This is a genomic window from Acinetobacter proteolyticus, assembly GCF_000367945.1.
Taxonomy (GTDB): Bacteria; Pseudomonadota; Gammaproteobacteria; order Pseudomonadales; family Moraxellaceae; genus Acinetobacter; species Acinetobacter proteolyticus.
On the sequence record NZ_KB849179.1, the window covers coordinates 3,380,018 to 3,396,802 of the forward strand.

Annotated in this window: 12 protein-coding genes, 4 tRNA genes and 1 pseudogene; 10 read left to right on the forward strand and 7 right to left on the reverse strand. The window is 43.6% G+C overall.

Translation table 11 applies throughout. The annotated features are described in order from the left end of the window. Window positions 1–204 precede the first annotated feature (204 nt). Window positions 205–1,815: a hypothetical protein gene (locus F993_RS01415; protein WP_004657389.1), complete on the forward strand. Its 1,611-nt coding sequence runs from the start codon at window positions 205–207 to the stop codon at window positions 1,813–1,815. Between the two features lie 177 nt (window positions 1,816–1,992). Then, window positions 1,993–2,928: a hypothetical protein gene (locus F993_RS01410; RefSeq protein WP_004657391.1), complete on the forward strand. Its 936-nt coding sequence runs from the start codon at window positions 1,993–1,995 to the stop codon at window positions 2,926–2,928. Window positions 2,929–2,971: 43 nt separating this feature from the next. Here F993_RS01410 and F993_RS01405 read toward each other — a convergent pair. From F993_RS01405 to F993_RS01375, 7 genes are all read right to left on the reverse strand, one after another. Beyond that, window positions 2,972–3,047: transfer RNA gene (locus tag F993_RS01405), tRNA-Glu, on the reverse strand. Window positions 3,048–3,147: 100 nt separating this feature from the next. Further along, a tRNA-Glu gene (locus F993_RS01400) sits at window positions 3,148–3,223 on the reverse strand. Between the two features lie 214 nt (window positions 3,224–3,437). Continuing rightward, window positions 3,438–4,844, reverse strand: a complete 1,407-nt coding sequence (locus F993_RS01395) for an amino acid permease (protein ID WP_004657394.1) — start codon at window positions 4,842–4,844, stop codon at window positions 3,438–3,440. A gap of 108 nt (window positions 4,845–4,952) precedes the next feature. Then, window positions 4,953–5,028: transfer RNA gene (locus F993_RS01390), tRNA-Glu, on the reverse strand. A 69-nt stretch (window positions 5,029–5,097) separates the two neighbouring features. Beyond that, window positions 5,098–5,173: transfer RNA gene (locus tag F993_RS01385), tRNA-Ala, on the reverse strand. Between the two features lie 58 nt (window positions 5,174–5,231). Then, window positions 5,232–6,740 carry a glutamate--tRNA ligase gene (gltX, locus tag F993_RS01380; protein WP_004657396.1) on the reverse strand — a complete coding sequence of 503 codons (1,509 nt, stop codon included), beginning with the start codon at window positions 6,738–6,740 and terminating at the stop codon, window positions 5,232–5,234. Between the two features lie 105 nt (window positions 6,741–6,845). Then, a complete protein-coding gene (locus tag F993_RS01375) occupies window positions 6,846–7,088 on the reverse strand; it encodes a DUF4179 domain-containing protein (protein WP_407637371.1) in 243 nt (80 codons plus the stop codon). A gap of 469 nt (window positions 7,089–7,557) precedes the next feature. Here F993_RS01375 and F993_RS01370 point away from each other — a divergent pair, with 469 nt between their 5' ends. The 8 genes and pseudogenes from F993_RS01370 (at window position 7,558) to F993_RS01335 (ending at window position 16,775) form a co-directional block, all read left to right on the forward strand. Further along, a complete protein-coding gene (locus tag F993_RS01370; protein WP_004657400.1) occupies window positions 7,558–8,553 on the forward strand; it encodes a sulfate ABC transporter substrate-binding protein in 996 nt (331 codons plus the stop codon). 197 nt (window positions 8,554–8,750) lie between these two features. Continuing rightward, window positions 8,751–9,671, forward strand: a complete 921-nt coding sequence (rsmH, locus tag F993_RS01365; protein WP_004657401.1) for a 16S rRNA (cytosine(1402)-N(4))-methyltransferase RsmH — start codon at window positions 8,751–8,753, stop codon at window positions 9,669–9,671. A 2-nt stretch (window positions 9,672–9,673) separates the two neighbouring features. Then, window positions 9,674–10,012 (forward strand): cell division protein FtsL, encoded by a 339-nt coding sequence (gene ftsL, locus F993_RS01360; RefSeq protein ID WP_004657403.1) that lies wholly within the window; start codon window positions 9,674–9,676, stop codon window positions 10,010–10,012. Window positions 10,013–10,022: 10 nt separating this feature from the next. After that, window positions 10,023–11,856 (forward strand): annotated as a pseudogene (gene ftsI, locus F993_RS01355) (penicillin-binding protein PBP3). A gap of 3 nt (window positions 11,857–11,859) precedes the next feature. Further along, window positions 11,860–13,359, forward strand: coding sequence for a UDP-N-acetylmuramoyl-L-alanyl-D-glutamate--2,6-diaminopimelate ligase (locus tag F993_RS01350; RefSeq protein ID WP_004657406.1), 1,500 nt, complete (start codon window positions 11,860–11,862; stop codon window positions 13,357–13,359). A gap of 22 nt (window positions 13,360–13,381) precedes the next feature. After that, complete coding sequence (locus F993_RS01345) at window positions 13,382–14,779, forward strand: UDP-N-acetylmuramoyl-tripeptide--D-alanyl-D-alanine ligase (protein ID WP_004657408.1); 1,398 nt, start codon at window positions 13,382–13,384, stop codon at window positions 14,777–14,779. Then, window positions 14,780–15,898, forward strand: a complete 1,119-nt coding sequence (mraY, locus tag F993_RS01340; RefSeq protein WP_004657409.1) for a phospho-N-acetylmuramoyl-pentapeptide-transferase — start codon at window positions 14,780–14,782, stop codon at window positions 15,896–15,898. Window positions 15,899–15,956: 58 nt separating this feature from the next. Further along, window positions 15,957–16,775, forward strand: a complete 819-nt coding sequence (locus F993_RS01335) for a putative RNA methyltransferase (protein ID WP_004657411.1) — start codon at window positions 15,957–15,959, stop codon at window positions 16,773–16,775. Window positions 16,776–16,785 lie beyond the last annotated feature (10 nt).

Here is a 16,785-nt window from a genome sequence, read left to right on the forward strand (position 1 = left end):
CATTTTAGCGAAAATTATGCAAAAGCAAAAATCTTGAGCCTTTCAAATACATAAATTTACTTATTTGATTGTTTATCCTGTCCCTAAGCCGATGTTTAGATTTGCCTAAAAACCTTGCGACAGCTCGTCTAAAGCCATTCGCAAAAGTCAGGGCAGTCTGCTAAGTTGCAAGATGAGTGGGTTGAATAATGCGAAAGGAAACGCATGTTAAGCACCAAGATTCTAAAGTTGCGTTTATCCCGCATTCAGAAGGGAAAAGAGCATCTCTCTAGCCAAGATAAGTTGATGTTGGTGACGATGCAAAGCCCTGATCTCAGTGCGCATTTTCTGCTGCGTTTATTTAAGGTGACTTTACCCAAGCAATGGCAATTCAGGCATGAGAATGATGAAGATATTGTCTATGCCAGCCAATTGATCCAGTTAATTGAAGATGAGCTGCTGAGCGCTTATGAGACGCATGCGCGTAAATATGCATGGTATGAGCAGTGTTTGGTTTATCGTCTGAAGTTCATTGTGAAACAGCCAAATCAACAACACATCAATGGCTATCTACGTCAGTTGGATCGCTGTCTAGATCAACAACCGAAAATTGATCTTTTGCATTATTTCCAACAACATTATCCAAGTGCGCAACATGCGATTGCACTGGCCAAAGCCTACGCAGGGGCAGCACAATACAGTCAAGCAATTGAATACTATGAATGGGCGGCACAACAATCGCAGCAGCGTAATGAAACTGCCTTTTATGCTTATATTGACTGTCTGTTGAGTCGCAATCATCCTGAATATCAGCCACGGCTGAGTGATGTTGAATATGCGCTGTATCTGTTGCTCCATCATCTGAAACCGATTGACCAGAAAAATCAGAGCCAGCGATTACAGCGTGCGGTCAGTTTGTTGTTACCCGAGTCGATACTGCGGACACGAGCTGCAAATACCAATTTATTGGCAGATATGGGGCGTGGCCTAAATTCGCTGGGGAAATCCTTAAATGGTATTTTTGGCGCTAAGCCATCGCATATTCCTTTTAGTCAGGACGTGATTGCAACCGCACCACAGCTTTTAACAGCGCAGCGTGTGCTCACAAGTTTGGATCAGCAGAACACGATGCAAGCCGCATGGCAGCATCTTTTGGAGCAAGGTTCGACCCGAACAGCGCGAGCCGATCCACCGCTGACTTGTTTATGGCAAGCTATCCAACAGAATGCAGAGATTTTGGGCTTATTACAGCAACCTGTTCAGTATGAGGTATTGTTTGATCAACTGACTGCAGTGGAATTAAAGTCAAACTGCGATTTTGATCTGGGCCATATTCAGATCATCTTGCAACAAGGCTTGATGGTGTATTTAGGAGCTCTCCGTTTGAATAAACAACATCCTGAACGGAATGCACTGTATATACAGCGTGATGTGGTTGTTCAGGATATGATTGCTTTTGCAGTCTGGTTCAATCAGGAGGTTTTAACGGTATATCTGCAACAACAAAGCCAGCAGTTTGAGCAAGTACGGAACAGATTAAGATTATTGGATGCATCGGCCTTAAGCAGTGGACTATTTGCCTTGCAGTTTGAAATGCAAAAACGTGTGCAGGATCTCGCTGATTGGATGACGCTAAAACTGGTGAAAGGCAATGAGTTTGAGCAGATGCAAGCCGCATGGGTAGCATTACGTGAACTATCAAATTTTGGCATTGGGCAGGAGAAGGTGCAGCAGCTTGAATTGGTATTGGCAAAATATAAAGCACTGCGTTTGAGTCAGATGCAGACGCTGAGCGTCGAAGATGGGCAGGCACCTATTCAAGCTGATGAGTCATAGAATTTTATGTAAAAGCGATGTTGGTCTGAAGCAGCAAATAATTTGAAGCGATGCAACAAAAAGACGCAAATCGCAGCGCAGAGCATGCTAATCTACAGAAAAACATCTAATAAGTTCAGAAAGCAGATTGATGCTCATAAGAAATGAGCCTGTAAGAAAGGGAAGAGGGAGAGCATCTTGAATCGACAAGATGATAAAAAGGCGATGTTCGATATTATGCCAGCGGATGCGGAAGTCTCAGCTGAGAAACCATCATTATCACGTCGACTGATCAATAAAACATTACAGCATGCACAGGATGCAGTGGAATTTGCCAGCGATACTTCACGCAATATTGCGGGTGTGGCAGATGCAGCACTAGATGCCTTGGATCATGTCACCCATCACACCAAACGTGGGGTCGAAGGGGTGCGCAATACTGTTCGTGATATGGTCTCGGAGACCAGCGAGGCGGCACGTCAGGTTGCTTTAGCCATGGCGAGAGCTTCTTTGGGAAAAAGCAGTCTGACCCTATATTTACCCGAGATGTTGCTGAATAATCAGATTCGTAAACGAATGGATCGTAGCGAAATTGATGATATTAAAATTGAGTGTGGTAATGACCGCTTTCATATCGAACTGGATGGGCACTATCGTCGTTTTTTGTATCGACTTTCACTCGAATTTAACGTCTTAGAGTGTCGTATTGGGCAGGAAAAGTATTTGCGTCTGCGCCAAGTCGATGAGCATCTTGATCTACAAATTCGCCATGGTGGTACCCTGACCAATTGGGCGGCACGTCGTGTTGGTAATGTGAGCTTTGAGTTAATTAATTCTTTGCCAATTCCATTCTTAATCAATCATCTGATTCGTGATGTGCCAGGTATTCAAAAAGAAGGGCATCGCTTATGGTATATCGATTTGGAAGAAGCGGGCTTTATTGATTTCATTAATAACCGTTCGTGGATGGTAGATAAGTTATTAAACCTGACTGATTTTAGTATTTTGCCAGGTTTAAATATTTTGCAGGAAAGCCGTGAGTTGGTACAACAACTGGTTGATCAATTCGAGATCCGTGGTTTGCGTGTGCAATCTGGACGTCTAGAAGTTCAGGTCGGGATTGGAACTGAATAGGCAATAAAAAAGCCACTGTCAATGCAGTGGCTTTTTCAGAATTTGGCGTCCCTACGGGGATTCGAACCCCGGTTACCGCCGTGAAAGGGCGATGTCCTAGGCCTCTAGACGATAGGGACATATCTGAGGAAATTTACCTGAGCATCGTATGTCAAACATATTGATTGCTAGGCCTAAATTCTCGGCAAAGATCTTGTCTTTGCTTTTCCTCGAATTTAGTGGCGTCCCTACGGGGATTCGAACCCCGGTTACCGCCGTGAAAGGGCGATGTCCTAGGCCTCTAGACGATAGGGACGTTTCAGAGGTGGGCGTATATTAGGGTGAATTAGATAGGGTGTCAAACACTTTTCTGAATAAAATCTAAAAAAAGTGGGTAAGTGTCTAAAAATAAAACATGTTGCGGAATAAATAATCAAAAATAAGCAGTTAAGCAAAAAATACCGAGAAAATACTGTTTTTAACAGATATAAAAAAATGCAGTCTGAGCTGCATTTTTTTTGGCGCTTTACTTATTTACGATGACGATAAAAAACGTAATGACTTAAATAGCAGGCTGCAATAAACAATAAGCAGCCAATAAAGCCCGCTTGCATTTCAGGATCTGCGGCCATACTCAAACCGGTAATAAAACAGAAGATAAAGCCTAAGATCGGTACAATCGGATAAAACGGAGCAGCAAATTTCAAATCCTTTGCTGTATGACCTGCTTTATACCATTGGCGTCTGAAATTAAATTGACTCCAGCAAATACTCATCCATACGATGACCATGGTAAATGCGGCAACACCCAGTAAATTCTTGAAAATCGTTTCAGGTGCAAAATGTTCTGATAACAAACCGGGAATCGCGCCAAACATGGTGACTACAAGTGCAATAATCGGGGTACCACTTTTTGATAAGCGTGAGAATACACTCGGAAGTTGGCGTTGATCAGACAAAGACCACATCATGCGTGATGCAGCATAGAGACCTGAGTTGGCAGCAGAAAGGAGTGCGGTAATAATCACGAAACGGATAATGTCATCGGCATAAGGAATACCAATGTAGTTAAATACCGTCACGAAAGGACTGCTACTTACCCCTTCACCCCCTAAGCCCGCGACTTGGAATGGCAGTAGGGCACTGATCACAATGATGGTACCCACAAAGAAAATCAATAAACGCCAGATCGCGGCATTGATTGCCTTGGGTACATTTTCAGCTGGATCTTTGGTTTCACCTGCGGCAACACCAATTAATTCGGTACCTGAAAAGGCAAAATTCACAATCAGCATGGTGGTAAAGATCGGAATCAGGCCTTGCGGGAACCAGCCGTGTGCGGTCAAGTTATGGAATAAAGGTGCTGACTCATAACCATTGAACGAAATCAAACCGAAAATTGCCAATAAACCTAAAATGATAAAGGCAATCACGGTCACAACTTTAACCAGTGCAAGCCAGAATTCAGATTCGGCGAACATTCGGGTTGAGGTGAGGTTGAGCCCTAAAATGGTGACTGCAAAGATAATGGTCCAAATCCACATGGAAATATGCGGAAACCATTCCTGCATCAGCAATGCCGCAGCGGTAAATTCTGTACCGAGGGTTGCGGTCCACGTGAGCCAATAGACCCAAGAAATCATATAACCTGTGCCTGGACCAATATATTTTTGAGCGTATGCACCAAAAGATCCAGCAACAGGCATGTGTACAGCAAGCTCACCTAAGCAGAGCATGACCATATAGGCAATTAAACCACCTAATACATAGGCAATAATTGCGCCCACAGGGCCGGTTTGAGCGATAACTTCACCAGAACCTAAAAATAAACCTGTACCGATTGCACCGCCTAAAGAAAGCATAACTAAATGGCGAGTGCTCATGGCACGTTTTAATGTTTTTGATTCTGAATGCGTATTCGAGTTGGAAGATTGCATACGACAATTTGTCCAAGCATAGAGAAGCGGCTATTTTATGGAAAATTCGAAAATGTGCAATCTGATTGAGAAAGATTGTGAGAAAAATATAATTATTAGATAAGAATATGGCGTCCCTACGGGGATTCGAACCCCGGTTACCGCCGTGAAAGGGCGATGTCCTAGGCCTCTAGACGATAGGGACAGATGAGGCAACACATAAAACACTAAAATCTAGCTTTCATCTCGGTCACGTGTTGTGATTTCGAGAATCTGGTGGAGCCAAGCAGGATCGAACTGCTGACCTCTACAATGCCATTGTAGCGCTCTACCAACTGAGCTATGACCCCAGAATGTGTGAGCGCAATATTAGGGGGAATGCGCTCACACGTCAATCATTAAACTGAATTAAGTCTCACTATTTGCATCATTTTTCGGCAATTTTAGTGATTCATTGAGCTTTTCCCAGACTTTCAGCTCTTTCTTGCTTGGTGCACCCACCAACTCTAACGCATGGCGGAGACGTGCAAAGGTTAAATCAGGACCCAGCGTGACCATCGCTTGCATCACAGGGGTTGAGCTGGTCGAACCCGCAATCGCGATAAAGAAAGCAGGCATGAAGTCACGTAGTTTGATTTCCATCTGGCTGGCCAAATCCATTAGGGTTTGGCTAACCGTGTCATTGTTCCAAGTAAACTGACTTTCTAAACGCCAAATCGCAAACTGCAAGCTTTGACGAACTTGTTCTTCGGTCAATTTTTTGCTTTCAAACTGTTCTTTGCTGATTTGTGGCATATGGTTGAAGTAAAAACCTGCCCAATTCACGGCTTCAGAGAGTAAATTAATACGCGGTTGAATCGCAGCAGCAATATCTTCAAGGGTTTGGCGATCACTTTTCCAGGCCAACAAACGGTCTAGAAGTTGTCCAGGTGTCAATCCTTTGATCCACTGACCATTAAGCCAGTTGAGTTTTTCAACATCAAAGATTGGGCCGCCCAACGAAACACGTTGTACATCAAAATTTTGGATCATGTCTTCTAGGGTGAATACTTCACGTTCATCCGGCATTGACCAGCCCATACGACCAAGATAGTTCAACAAGGCTTCTGGCAGAACACCGATATCGCGGTAATAGTTGATTGAGGTCGGATTCTTACGTTTCGACAGTTTTGATTTATCAGGGTTACGCAATAGCGGCATGTGGCACAGCGTTGGCATGTCCCAACCAAAATATTGATACAGTAGTTGGTGCTTCGGTGCAGACGGCAACCACTCTTCGCCACGCAACACATGGGTGATTTCCATTAAATGGTCATCGACCACATTGGCTAGGTGGTAGGTTGGTAAACCATCTGTTTTGAGCAGCACTTGCATATCGACTTGTGCCCATGGAATTTCCACTTCACCACGGAGTAAGTCATTAATTTTACAAATGCCTTCCTCAGGTACTTTCATACGAATTACATGTGGCTCATCCGCAGCGAGACGGCGTTGAACTTCTTCTTGTGAGAGTTTTAAACCACGACCGTCATATTTCGGTGTTTCGCCACGCGCTTGTTGCTCAGCACGCATTTGATCAAGTTCTTCTGCGGTTGCAAAACAATAGAAAGCATGACCTTTTTCAACCAGTTCCAAAGCGTATTGCTTATAAATCCCCATACGTTCTGATTGGCGATAAGGGGCATGTGGGCCACCCACATCTGGACCTTCTGACCAGTTCAAACCTAACCAGCGTAAAGAATCTAAAATCATTTTTTCAGATTCAGGTGTTGAGCGAAGTTGATCCGTATCTTCAATACGTAAAATAAACTCACCGCCGTGCTGTTTGGCAAAACATAGATTAAATAACGCAATATAAGCTGTGCCTACGTGTGGAAAACCAGTAGGAGACGGCGCAATACGGGTACGAACTTTCATAAATGATCGGAGCTTAAATTTAAATTGAAATGATTATAACGAAAAAGCCTAGTCACGGCATGACTAGGCTTGATTTAAATATGTGAAGGGGCACAAATTTAAAATTTAAGAGGTATGCGGTTGGAATATGGTTTGAACGAAACGTGAAAAGCGCTCATGCTGGCTAGCAAAGAACGTTTGTGTTGGGGTGGTACGAATCGTATTCAGCATTTTTAATTCATCATCTGTCGATGGCAACATGCTGGTATTGCGTTTTTGCTGATCAAGCGCTTTAACAATCAGGCTCGCAGAAGATTTATCAATGCTTTTTATGTTATTGCTTTCTTTAATTGCCGCTGCATGTCCCATCTGAACAGAAGCCGCCAAAAATAAGCTTAAGCCTAGTGCTTTTTTCAATTTTAATGCTCGCATTGCTCACATCCCCTTCATGATTTTGAGTCTACAAGACTAACCAAACAACTATAGTATTGCTTTAATAATACGATTTAAACATAAATCTTAATAAAAAAGTATAACTACGTCACACTTTTTACAAAAATATTAAAATTTGACACATGCTGCCATGTATTTATAGCAAAACGGCTACTTTGTATACAAGTGAAATTTAGCAAGCAAATGTGTAGAAAAAGTGGAGAATGATAATTTTTCTCATTTTAACTGCAAAATACAAGAGATTACAGTGAAATTATCATCATAAGTGTTTTCAGGCATATCTAAAAAACAGAATAGTAACTCATATATTGATATAACTGTATGATTGTAAAATATTTTCAAGTAAATATAGTGAACACAAACGGGGTGAAATGAGAAAGAATAAATGAAAACAGTCATCGCAGCAGCGTTACTGGCTTTGGGTCTGAATAGTGTGGCACAAGCAGCAACCACTTTTTTAAATGTGTCCTACGATCCGACGCGTGAGTTTTATCAAGAATATAATCAGGCATTTGGCCAGTATTGGAAAAAGCGAACAGGTCAAGATATTGACTTTAAACAATCACATGGCGGTTCTGGTAAACAGGCGCGTTCAGTCATCGATGGTCTACAAGCAGATGTGGTGACTTTGGCTTTGGCCAATGATATTGATGAAATTGCTAATGCGGGTTTAATTCGTAAAGACTGGCAAAAACAATTTAAAGACAATTCAGCTCCGTATACTTCAACAGTGGTGTTCTTGGTGCGCAAAGGCAACCCAAAAAATATCCGTGACTGGAATGATTTGACCAAGCCTGGTGTAGAAATCATTACCCCGAATCCGAAAACAGGAGGGGCGCCGCGCTGGATCTATTTGGCAGCATGGGGGTATGCGCTCAAACAACCTGGGGGTAACGACGCTAAGGCTCGTGAATTGGTGAAAAAACTCTATCAAAATGTCAAAGTCTTAGACTCAGGTGCACGTGGCTCTTTAACCACTTTTGCTGAGCGAGGCATTGGTGATGTGCTGCTATCATGGGAAAATGAGGCATTATTGGCAACTCAAGGTTTAGGTAAAGATAAATTTGAAATTGTGTATCCATCAATTTCGATTTTGGCAGAACCTTCGGTGGCTATTGTTGATAAAACGGTCGATAAAAATGGCAATCGTCAGTTAGCGCGTGGCTATTTAAACTTCCTTTACTCTCCGTTGGGACAGGATTTGGCCGCGAAATATTATTTCCGTCCGCGTAATCCTCAAGTCGCTGCAAAATATGCGCAGCAATTTCCAAAGATTAAACTCTTCAAGATTAATGATGTATTTGGGGGGTGGGCAAAAGCGCAAAAAACCCATTTCGTGAATGGGGCGATTTTTGATCAAATCTATGCGGAAAAACCATAAATCAGGTGTGTACTCAGTACACTGCTAAAATTGAAAAAGCAAATACTTACTGTATTTGCTTTTTTATTGACTGAAAAATGATAAGAAAACGGTTTTATCTATGAAAAGTTAAGAATTCTCTACAAAAAGTCGTTTGGTACTGGCATAAAACAAGGTGATAATGTGCAGTTACATTTTTAGCTGTTGATTCATTTCTTATGTCGCATATTTCTGTCTTACTTCATGAAACCGTTGATGGCGTATTGGCAGGCCGCGATACTGGTATTTTCGTTGATGCTACCTTTGGTCGAGGGGGACATACCAAACTATTACTGTCCAAATTAGATGCCAATGCGCGTGTCTATGCCTTTGATAAAGATCCACAAGCCCTTGAGGTTGCAGCACAATTAGAACAAGAAGATCCGCGCTTTAAAATCATTCACGCCAGTTTTGCTGACATTCAAGCCGAACTTGCCAATATTGGCATTACCGAAGTAGATGGGATCATGGCTGATCTCGGTGTTTCATCGCCACAGCTTGATCAAGCAGAACGTGGTTTTAGCTTCATGCAAAACGGGCCCCTAGATATGCGGATGGACAATTCGCAAGGGCCAACAGCTGCGCAATGGTTACTTGAAATCGAAGAAGAAAAACTGGCAAACATTATTTACCAATATGGTGAAGAACGTTATAGCCGTCGTATTGCTAAAGCGATTAAACTGGCAGGTGAAATGACCACAACAGCACAACTGGCAGAAGTGGTCAAAACAGCACATCCAAAGTGGGAAAAGCATAAACATCCTGCCACACGGACCTTCCAAGCGATTCGCATTGCCATTAACAAAGAGCTTGATGATATCGAGAGCTTTTTACCGCAAGCTGTCAGCTTGTTAAAAGCAACGGGGCAGTTGGCCGTGATTAGCTTTCATTCTTTGGAAGATCGTTTAATCAAACAGTTTATCCAAAAAGAATCGAGCTTACCTGAAGATTCGGGTTGGGGTATGCCTCAAGCACAGGTAGATACTCGACGTTTAAAGAAAGTCTCTCGTATTCGTGCGAGTGAAGCAGAAGTAAAAGCAAATCCTCGTTCACGTAGTGCATGGCTACGTGTGGCAGAGCGTCTAGAGCAAAAAGGCTGAGAATGAACAACAACAATGATGACGACGTGATATCAAGCAGCAGAAAGGGACTGAAAAAGGTTGCTGTTTATGCTGTGCTCGTTGCGCTGGTGTTCACCAGTGCAATGATGGTGGTATTTCAGGTGTTCGAATATCGTCATGATTATCGGGACTTGAGTGCATATATGCGTGAACGAGATGATCTAAACGCGGAATGGGGGCGTTTACTGATTGAGCAGCAAACCTTTGGGGCAACCGCCCAGATTGGTTCGCGTGCAGTGACGCAACTTCGTATGTTCTCACCACCTGCGACGCAGACGGTTGTGATTTCTTTACCTATGACTTCAAAGCAAGATAAATAAGGCATGCTGTATGGCAGATAAGCGAAGCAAACCAATACGAAAAAAACAGCAGTCCATTTCTGAAAGACCAACGCTTGCTTTGGATATGTGGCGATTTTACTTGCTTTGGGGCACCGTGCTGCTGTGCTTTGTGGTGCTGATTGCGCGTGCGTTCTATGTGCAGGTGGTCAATAAAGACTTTCTGCAAAATAAAGCCAATGCCAATATTTTGCGAACGGAGCGACTAGAGGCAATGCGTGGCGTGATCAGCGATCGCCACGGTGTGCCTTTAGCGATTAGTACGCCAATCATGAAAATCGTAATTGATCCGAGAGATTATTGGGAGACTAAGCAGCAATTTGATGAAATTACGGCTGAGCTTAAAAAAGATCCGAATAATCGAAAATTAAAACGTCAATTACCCGATAAAAATTTAAACCTTGATGAATTGGCCGATGCTGTTGGGGTTGATCGTGCAGATTTGAAAAAGCAAATGCAGGCACGCCCACGTTCACGCTATTTGGTCTTACAAAAAGAAATTCCACCACAACAAGCGGATTTGATTACCAAACGCAATTTCCAAGGCGTTTATGCTGAGAAAAGTTATAAGCGCTACTATCCGCAACCGCAACCGAATGCCCAGATTATTGGTTTGACCAATAGTGAGGGAGTGGGAATTGAAGGTTTGGAAATGCAACTGAATAAACAGTTGTCAGGGGTTGATGGCGAGCAAAAAATTATTCGGGATAAAAAAGGTAACCGTCTTAAAGTTTCAGAAGTCATTAAAGAAGTCGAGTCGGGTGAAAATGTCACCCTGAGTATCGACTCGCGTTTGCAATATATTATGTATCGTGAATTAACTGCTGCGGGCGTAGCCAATAATGCTCGCTCTGCAACGGCAATAGCGGTAGATGTCAAAACGGGTGAAATTTTGGCGATGACCAGTTGGCCATCGTATAACCCGAACGATAAAAATGGTCTCAGCAACAAAGATGCCATGCGTAACCGTGGTGCGATTGATATGTTTGAGCCTGGTTCAACCATGAAGCCATTCACCGTAGCTGCGGCTTTGGAAAGTGGTAAATATACGCCGAATAGCATTGTGAATACTTCACCAGGTTCGATGCGTTTAGGCTGGCATACCATTCGTGATACACATAACTATGGTGCTTTAACAGTCTCAGGCGTGATTATTAAATCTTCGAACGTGGGTTCAGCTAAAATTGCCCTGTCTCTACCCAAAGATACGGTACCTTCGTTCTTTAGACGTGCAGGCTTTGGTCATCGTTCGGCGGTGAAATTCCCAGGTGAAAGTGCTGGCCTACTCTATTCAGGCGATAAGCTGAATCCTTCCCAATTGGGAACCATGGCTTATGGTTATGGTTTGAATGCAACGATTTTGCAGGTTGCACAAGGCTACGCCATGTTGGCCAATCATGGTGTGCAAATGCCATTGAGCTTACGTAAGTTAGACAAAGCCCCTGAAGGTACGCAGGTCTTGGCACCGAAAATTGCGGATCAAGTCCTCACCATGCTTGAACAAGTGACTATGCCAGGCGGAACCGCGAAACAGGCGGTAATTCCAGGTTATCGTGTCGGTGGTAAAACCGGGACAGCGCATAAGTTGCGTGCCGACCGTAAAGGCTATTCAAACAGCGAATATCGTGCACTGTTTGCAGGGGTTGCGCCGATTAGTGATCCACGTTTAGCCATGATTGTGGTGGTGGAAAATCCACAAGGCCGTTATTACGGTGGTTTGGTGGCAGCACCCGTATTTGCGCGCATTATGCAGGAATCATTGCGTTTGCTTAATGTGCCTTTAGATAAGCCTCTTGATACTTCTATAAAATCCAATCCGTAGGTAGATTATGTCGATTCGTTTTCAACAGATACATCCGATCAACATCGATGCGGCTTGGTATACACAGCCTTTTCAGGGCTTTTGCCTAGACAGTAGAAAGGTTAAAGCGGGGCAAATTTTTATTGCCTTGAGTAGTTATAGTCAACCTGAAAAAACACGCCAATTTGCCCAGAATGCCATAGATGCTGGAGCATTGGCGATCATTAGCGAGACTGCTTTAGGTTTTGCGAATGAATGGGTGTGTCCAGATGTACGTTATTTGATGGGTGCATGGCAAAAACAATATTTGCAAGCCATTGATCCTGTACAACCCTTACGTGGTATCGCGGTCACTGGAACCAATGGTAAAACTACGATTTCACGTCTGATTGCAGAGTTGGTGAGTTCACAAGGCAAGGGTTGTGCCGTGATGGGCACCACGGGCAATGGAATTTTGCCAAATTTAACGGCATCGACACATACCACCTTGGATGCTTTGCAATTACAACAAGCCCTGCATGATTATGCTAAACAGGGGGCAAGCTTTGTGGCGCTGGAAGCCAGTTCACATGGTTTAGAGCAAGGTCGTTTGAACGGCTGTGAGCTTGAAATTGCGGTGTATAGTAATTTAAGTCGTGATCATCTGGATTATCACGGAACTTTAGAGGCATATGCTGAAGCCAAAGCCTTATTATTCAAGTTTACGAGCTTAAAAGCCGTAGTGATTAACTTGGATGATGCACATGCACATCTGATGCTGAATGCTGCGAAGGCTAATCCAGCACAACCTAAAATTTTGACTTATTCCTTAACCCAAGCGACTGCGGATTATCATATTGCGGATTTACAGTATCGCCTGAGTGGGGCAAGTTTTAACCTGATCAGCCCGACAGGTTCATATTCAGTACAAAGTCCATTGCTCGGTCATTTCAATGTTGAGAATTTATTGGCCAGCTTGATTGCGGCTGAGTATGCGGGTTTTGCCTTGGCTGATTTAGTCCCGTTTGTACCGCAACTGCAAGGTGCACCAGGTCGTATGCAAGTGATTCAGGATGCAGAACGTCTATTTGTGGTGGATTATGCACATACACCTGATGCATTGATTCAGGTGTTGACCACATTAAAGCGTCATGTCACGGGGCAGCTTTGGGCGGTATTTGGTTGTGGTGGAGATCGTGATCGTGGCAAGCGTCCATTGATGACGCAGGCGGCACTTGATCATGCTAATCCTGTGATTCTCACATCGGACAATCCACGCACTGAAAATCCTGAACAGATTTTTGCCGATATGAAGCAAGGAATTCACTTTGCAGAACATGCGATGCATGAAATTCATGACCGTCGTGAAGCGATTAAATTTGTGGTCGCACAAGCTCAAGCGGGTGATATTGTAGTGATTGCAGGTAAGGGACATGAAAACTATCAAGAAATTGATGGGATTCGTCACTGGTTTGATGATGTGGTTGAGGTGCAGTCTGCGATTGCGGCACAGCCACATTCTGTCGATTCAGCATATTCTGCGCAATAAGCTTAAAAGGTAAATAAAGCATATGCATACTTCAACGACCAGTACCGTTCCATTACAACCTTGGACCGCAGAACAATTACAACAAGCGACCCAAGGCGAGTGGTTTCAGCACAATATTCCACAAGGTGAAATTAAACGTATTTTAACCGACTCACGTCATGCCGAAGCTGGTGATGCTTTTCTTGCCTTAAAAGGCGAACGTTTTGATGCGCATAATTTTGTGGCTCAAGTTGCTAATCAAGGCTGTCAAATTGCCATTGTGGAACATCCAATTGATGCGGATATTGCACAACTCATTGTAAAAGATACCCGTCTGGCTTTAGGTCAGCTTGGTGCTTATCGCCGTCAACAGAACTCACAACTCAAAGTGATTGCTTTGACAGGCAGTAGTGGTAAAACCACCACCAAAGAAATGTTGGGTAGTATTTTATCTGGTTTGGCACCAACCTTAATTACCCGTGGCAATTTAAATAATGATCTCGGTGTACCGATGATGTTATTGGAATTACGCCCAGAGCATCAATATGCCGTGATGGAGTTAGGGGCAAGTCATCAGGGTGAAATTGATTATACCTCGAATCTGGTACAGCCGCATGTGGCCGGTATTTTGAATATCGGCACTGCACATCTGGGTGAGTTTGGTGGGCGCGAAGGTATCTGCCGTGCTAAGTCTGAAATTTATGCGCATATCTTGCCTGAAGGGATTGCGATTGTCCCTGCGCAGGATGATTTTAGTGAAAGCATCCGTCAAAATGCACAAGCACATTCAATCTTGAGTTTTGGTGATGGCGGTGATGTATTTGCAACCGAAGTTCAGTTGCATCCTCAATCGGCACAATTTAATTTGCATACACCACAAGGTGTGCGTACGGTGAATTTGCCGTTTGCAGGAGCACATAATGTCCAGAATGCCGCTGCAGCCACTGCATTTGCGCTCGCACTTGGTGTTGCGCTGGACGATATTGTGCAAGGTCTGGAACAGGCACAAGGAGCCAAAGGTCGTTTGAACTTCATTCAACACCAAAATCACCTGTTCATTGATGATACCTATAATGCCAATCCAACCTCAATGCGCGCAGCAGCACAGGTTTTGCTACAACAACAAGGCTTAAAAGTCATGGTGATGGGGGATATTGGAGAATTAGGTGATAGTAGTTGGCAGGAACATCATGATCTTGGAAAAGATTTGGCGACTTTGCCGCTTGATCAGTTGATCGTGGTCGGTGAATTTGCTGCCGCTGCACAACAAGGCTCAGCCAATGCAGCAAAATTACATGCCTTTGCCTCTCAAAAAGAAGCCTTACCGTTTTTAATTAATTTAGTCCAAACACATCAACCCCAGTCAATGAGTTTCCTGTTTAAAGGGTCTCGTTATACCCATATGGAAACGTTGATGGCTGACTTGATGGAGAAAATTTAAATGTTGTTATGGTTATTTGAGCAATTGGCGGACTATAACAGTTCGTTCCAGGTTGTTCGTTATTTAACATTGCGCTCTTTGTTGAGTTTGCTGACTGCCCTGACGATCGGATTGGCTTTAGGTCCAGTCATGATTCGTAAATTACAAGCATTAAAATATGGTCAGGCGGTGAGCTCTTTTGCACCTGAAAACCATGCCAAGAAAATGGGTACCCCAACCATGGGCGGGATTTTAATCCTGCTTTCGATCGGAATTAGTACCTTGTTGTGGGCAGACTTGTCCAATCCTTATGTCTGGATTGTGCTCGGTGTGATGGTGGTTTTTGGTGCAGTAGGTTGGGCCGATGACTGGATTAAAGTCCGTTATAAAGACAATGCAGGTTTACCAGCACGGAAGAAGTTCTTTTGGACTTCGGTGGCGTCGTTAGGCGCAGGTATTGCCTTATATGTGATTGCAAAACAACAAGACAGTGTAGAACATACGGCGAATATGCTGGATTTGTTGATTCCATTCTTTAAAAATCTCTCCATTCCGCTTTCAGCTATACCCTTGGGTTTGGCATTTATTGGGTTCACCTATCTAGTCATCAATGGGGCGTCGAATGCAGTCAATTTGACCGATGGTCTGGATGGCTTGGCGATTATGCCGATTGTAATGGTGGCGGCCGGTTTAGGGGTATTTGCATATTTGTCTGGTGATATTCGTTTTGCCAATTATTTGCATATTCCTTATGTTAAATATACCTCGGAACTGGTGGTGATCTGTTCAGCTATGGTCGGTGCGGGTTTGGCCTTCCTTTGGTACAATGCACATCCAGCACAAGTCTTTATGGGTGATGTCGGTGCATTGGCACTTGGTGCAATGCTCGGTACGATTGCGGTGATGGTTCGTCAGGAAATCGTATTTGCCATTATGGGTGGTGTGTTTGTGATGGAGGCGATTTCGGTATTTTTGCAAATCGGTTCATTGCGGATGCGGAATAAGCGTGTGTTCTTGATGGCCCCGTTACATCACCATTATGAAAAGCAAGGTTGGAAAGAAACCCAAGTGGTGATCCGTTTTTGGATTATTACCATTTTCCTCGTGGTATTGGGCTTAATGACGCTAAAATTACGTTAAACCAAGATTCAAAAAGAAGCTGGTGATCACCAGCTTTTTTTATGTTTGGAGAAAATAGATGAGTTTGTTGATGTGTCCTGTTTGTCGCCAATCATTGAGTTTGGTCGCGAATTCTTGGCAATGTGAAAATGGACATCATTACGATATAGCCAAACAAGGCTATGTCAATTTGCATGTGGTGCAACACAAGCACAGTAAAAGCCCAGGGGATACACCCGAATCAGTATTGGCACGCCGTGAGTTTTTGCAGGCCGGTTTTTATCAACCTTTAAAACACGCAGTGGTCGCAATGTTACAGCAACTGCAACCTAAGGCCCTCTTGGACATTGGATGTGGTGAGGGATATTATACCAGTGCCATGCAAGCATACACCCAGCAATGTATTGGTGTGGATATTGCTAAAACAGCGGTACAACGTGCGGCAAAGTTAAATAACAAGGTAACTTGGGTGGTGGGCACAGGGGCGACATTGCCAGTTCAGGATCATGTACTGGATATTTGTACCAGTTTGTTTAGTCCAATACCGCAAGATGAAATCGTAAGAGTATTGCGTGATGATGGCTATTTAATTGTGGTGACCCCTGCACCAAAACATCTCTATGATTTGCGTGAAGCCCTATTTGAGCAAGTCAATTTACATGAGCCAGAGAAGTTTGTGCAGCAGTTGAATGCCCAGTTTGAGTTAAAGCAAGCACAGATCGTTGAAGCACCCATGCAATTGGATCAGAAAGCATTAAAGAACTTAATTGCAATGACGCCATATGCCTACAAAGCCAATCCTGAACGGCGTAAACTGTTGGAGCAAGCCCAGACCTTTGCGGCGACTGCCGCCTTTCAAATTTATCTGTTTCAGAAAAAAAAGAAGCCATCACATTGATGGCTTCTTT

Coding starts and splice junctions, on each gene's coding strand:
- F993_RS01415 (WP_004657389.1), top strand. CDS start 205: ATGTTAAGCACCAAGATTCTAAAGTTGCGTTTATCCCGCATTCAGAAG.
- F993_RS01395 (WP_004657394.1), bottom strand. CDS start 4,844: ATGCAATCTTCCAACTCGAATACGCATTCAGAATCAAAAACATTAAAA.
- gltX (WP_004657396.1), bottom strand. CDS start 6,740: ATGAAAGTTCGTACCCGTATTGCGCCGTCTCCTACTGGTTTTCCACAC.
- F993_RS01375 (WP_407637371.1), bottom strand. CDS start 7,088: ATGGGACATGCAGCGGCAATTAAAGAAAGCAATAACATAAAAAGCATT.
- F993_RS01370 (WP_004657400.1), top strand. CDS start 7,558: ATGAAAACAGTCATCGCAGCAGCGTTACTGGCTTTGGGTCTGAATAGT.
- rsmH (WP_004657401.1), top strand. CDS start 8,751: ATGTCGCATATTTCTGTCTTACTTCATGAAACCGTTGATGGCGTATTG.
- ftsL (WP_004657403.1), top strand. CDS start 9,674: ATGAACAACAACAATGATGACGACGTGATATCAAGCAGCAGAAAGGGA.
- F993_RS01350 (WP_004657406.1), top strand. CDS start 11,860: ATGTCGATTCGTTTTCAACAGATACATCCGATCAACATCGATGCGGCT.
- F993_RS01345 (WP_004657408.1), top strand. CDS start 13,382: ATGCATACTTCAACGACCAGTACCGTTCCATTACAACCTTGGACCGCA.
- mraY (WP_004657409.1), top strand. CDS start 14,780: ATGTTGTTATGGTTATTTGAGCAATTGGCGGACTATAACAGTTCGTTC.
- F993_RS01335 (WP_004657411.1), top strand. CDS start 15,957: ATGAGTTTGTTGATGTGTCCTGTTTGTCGCCAATCATTGAGTTTGGTC.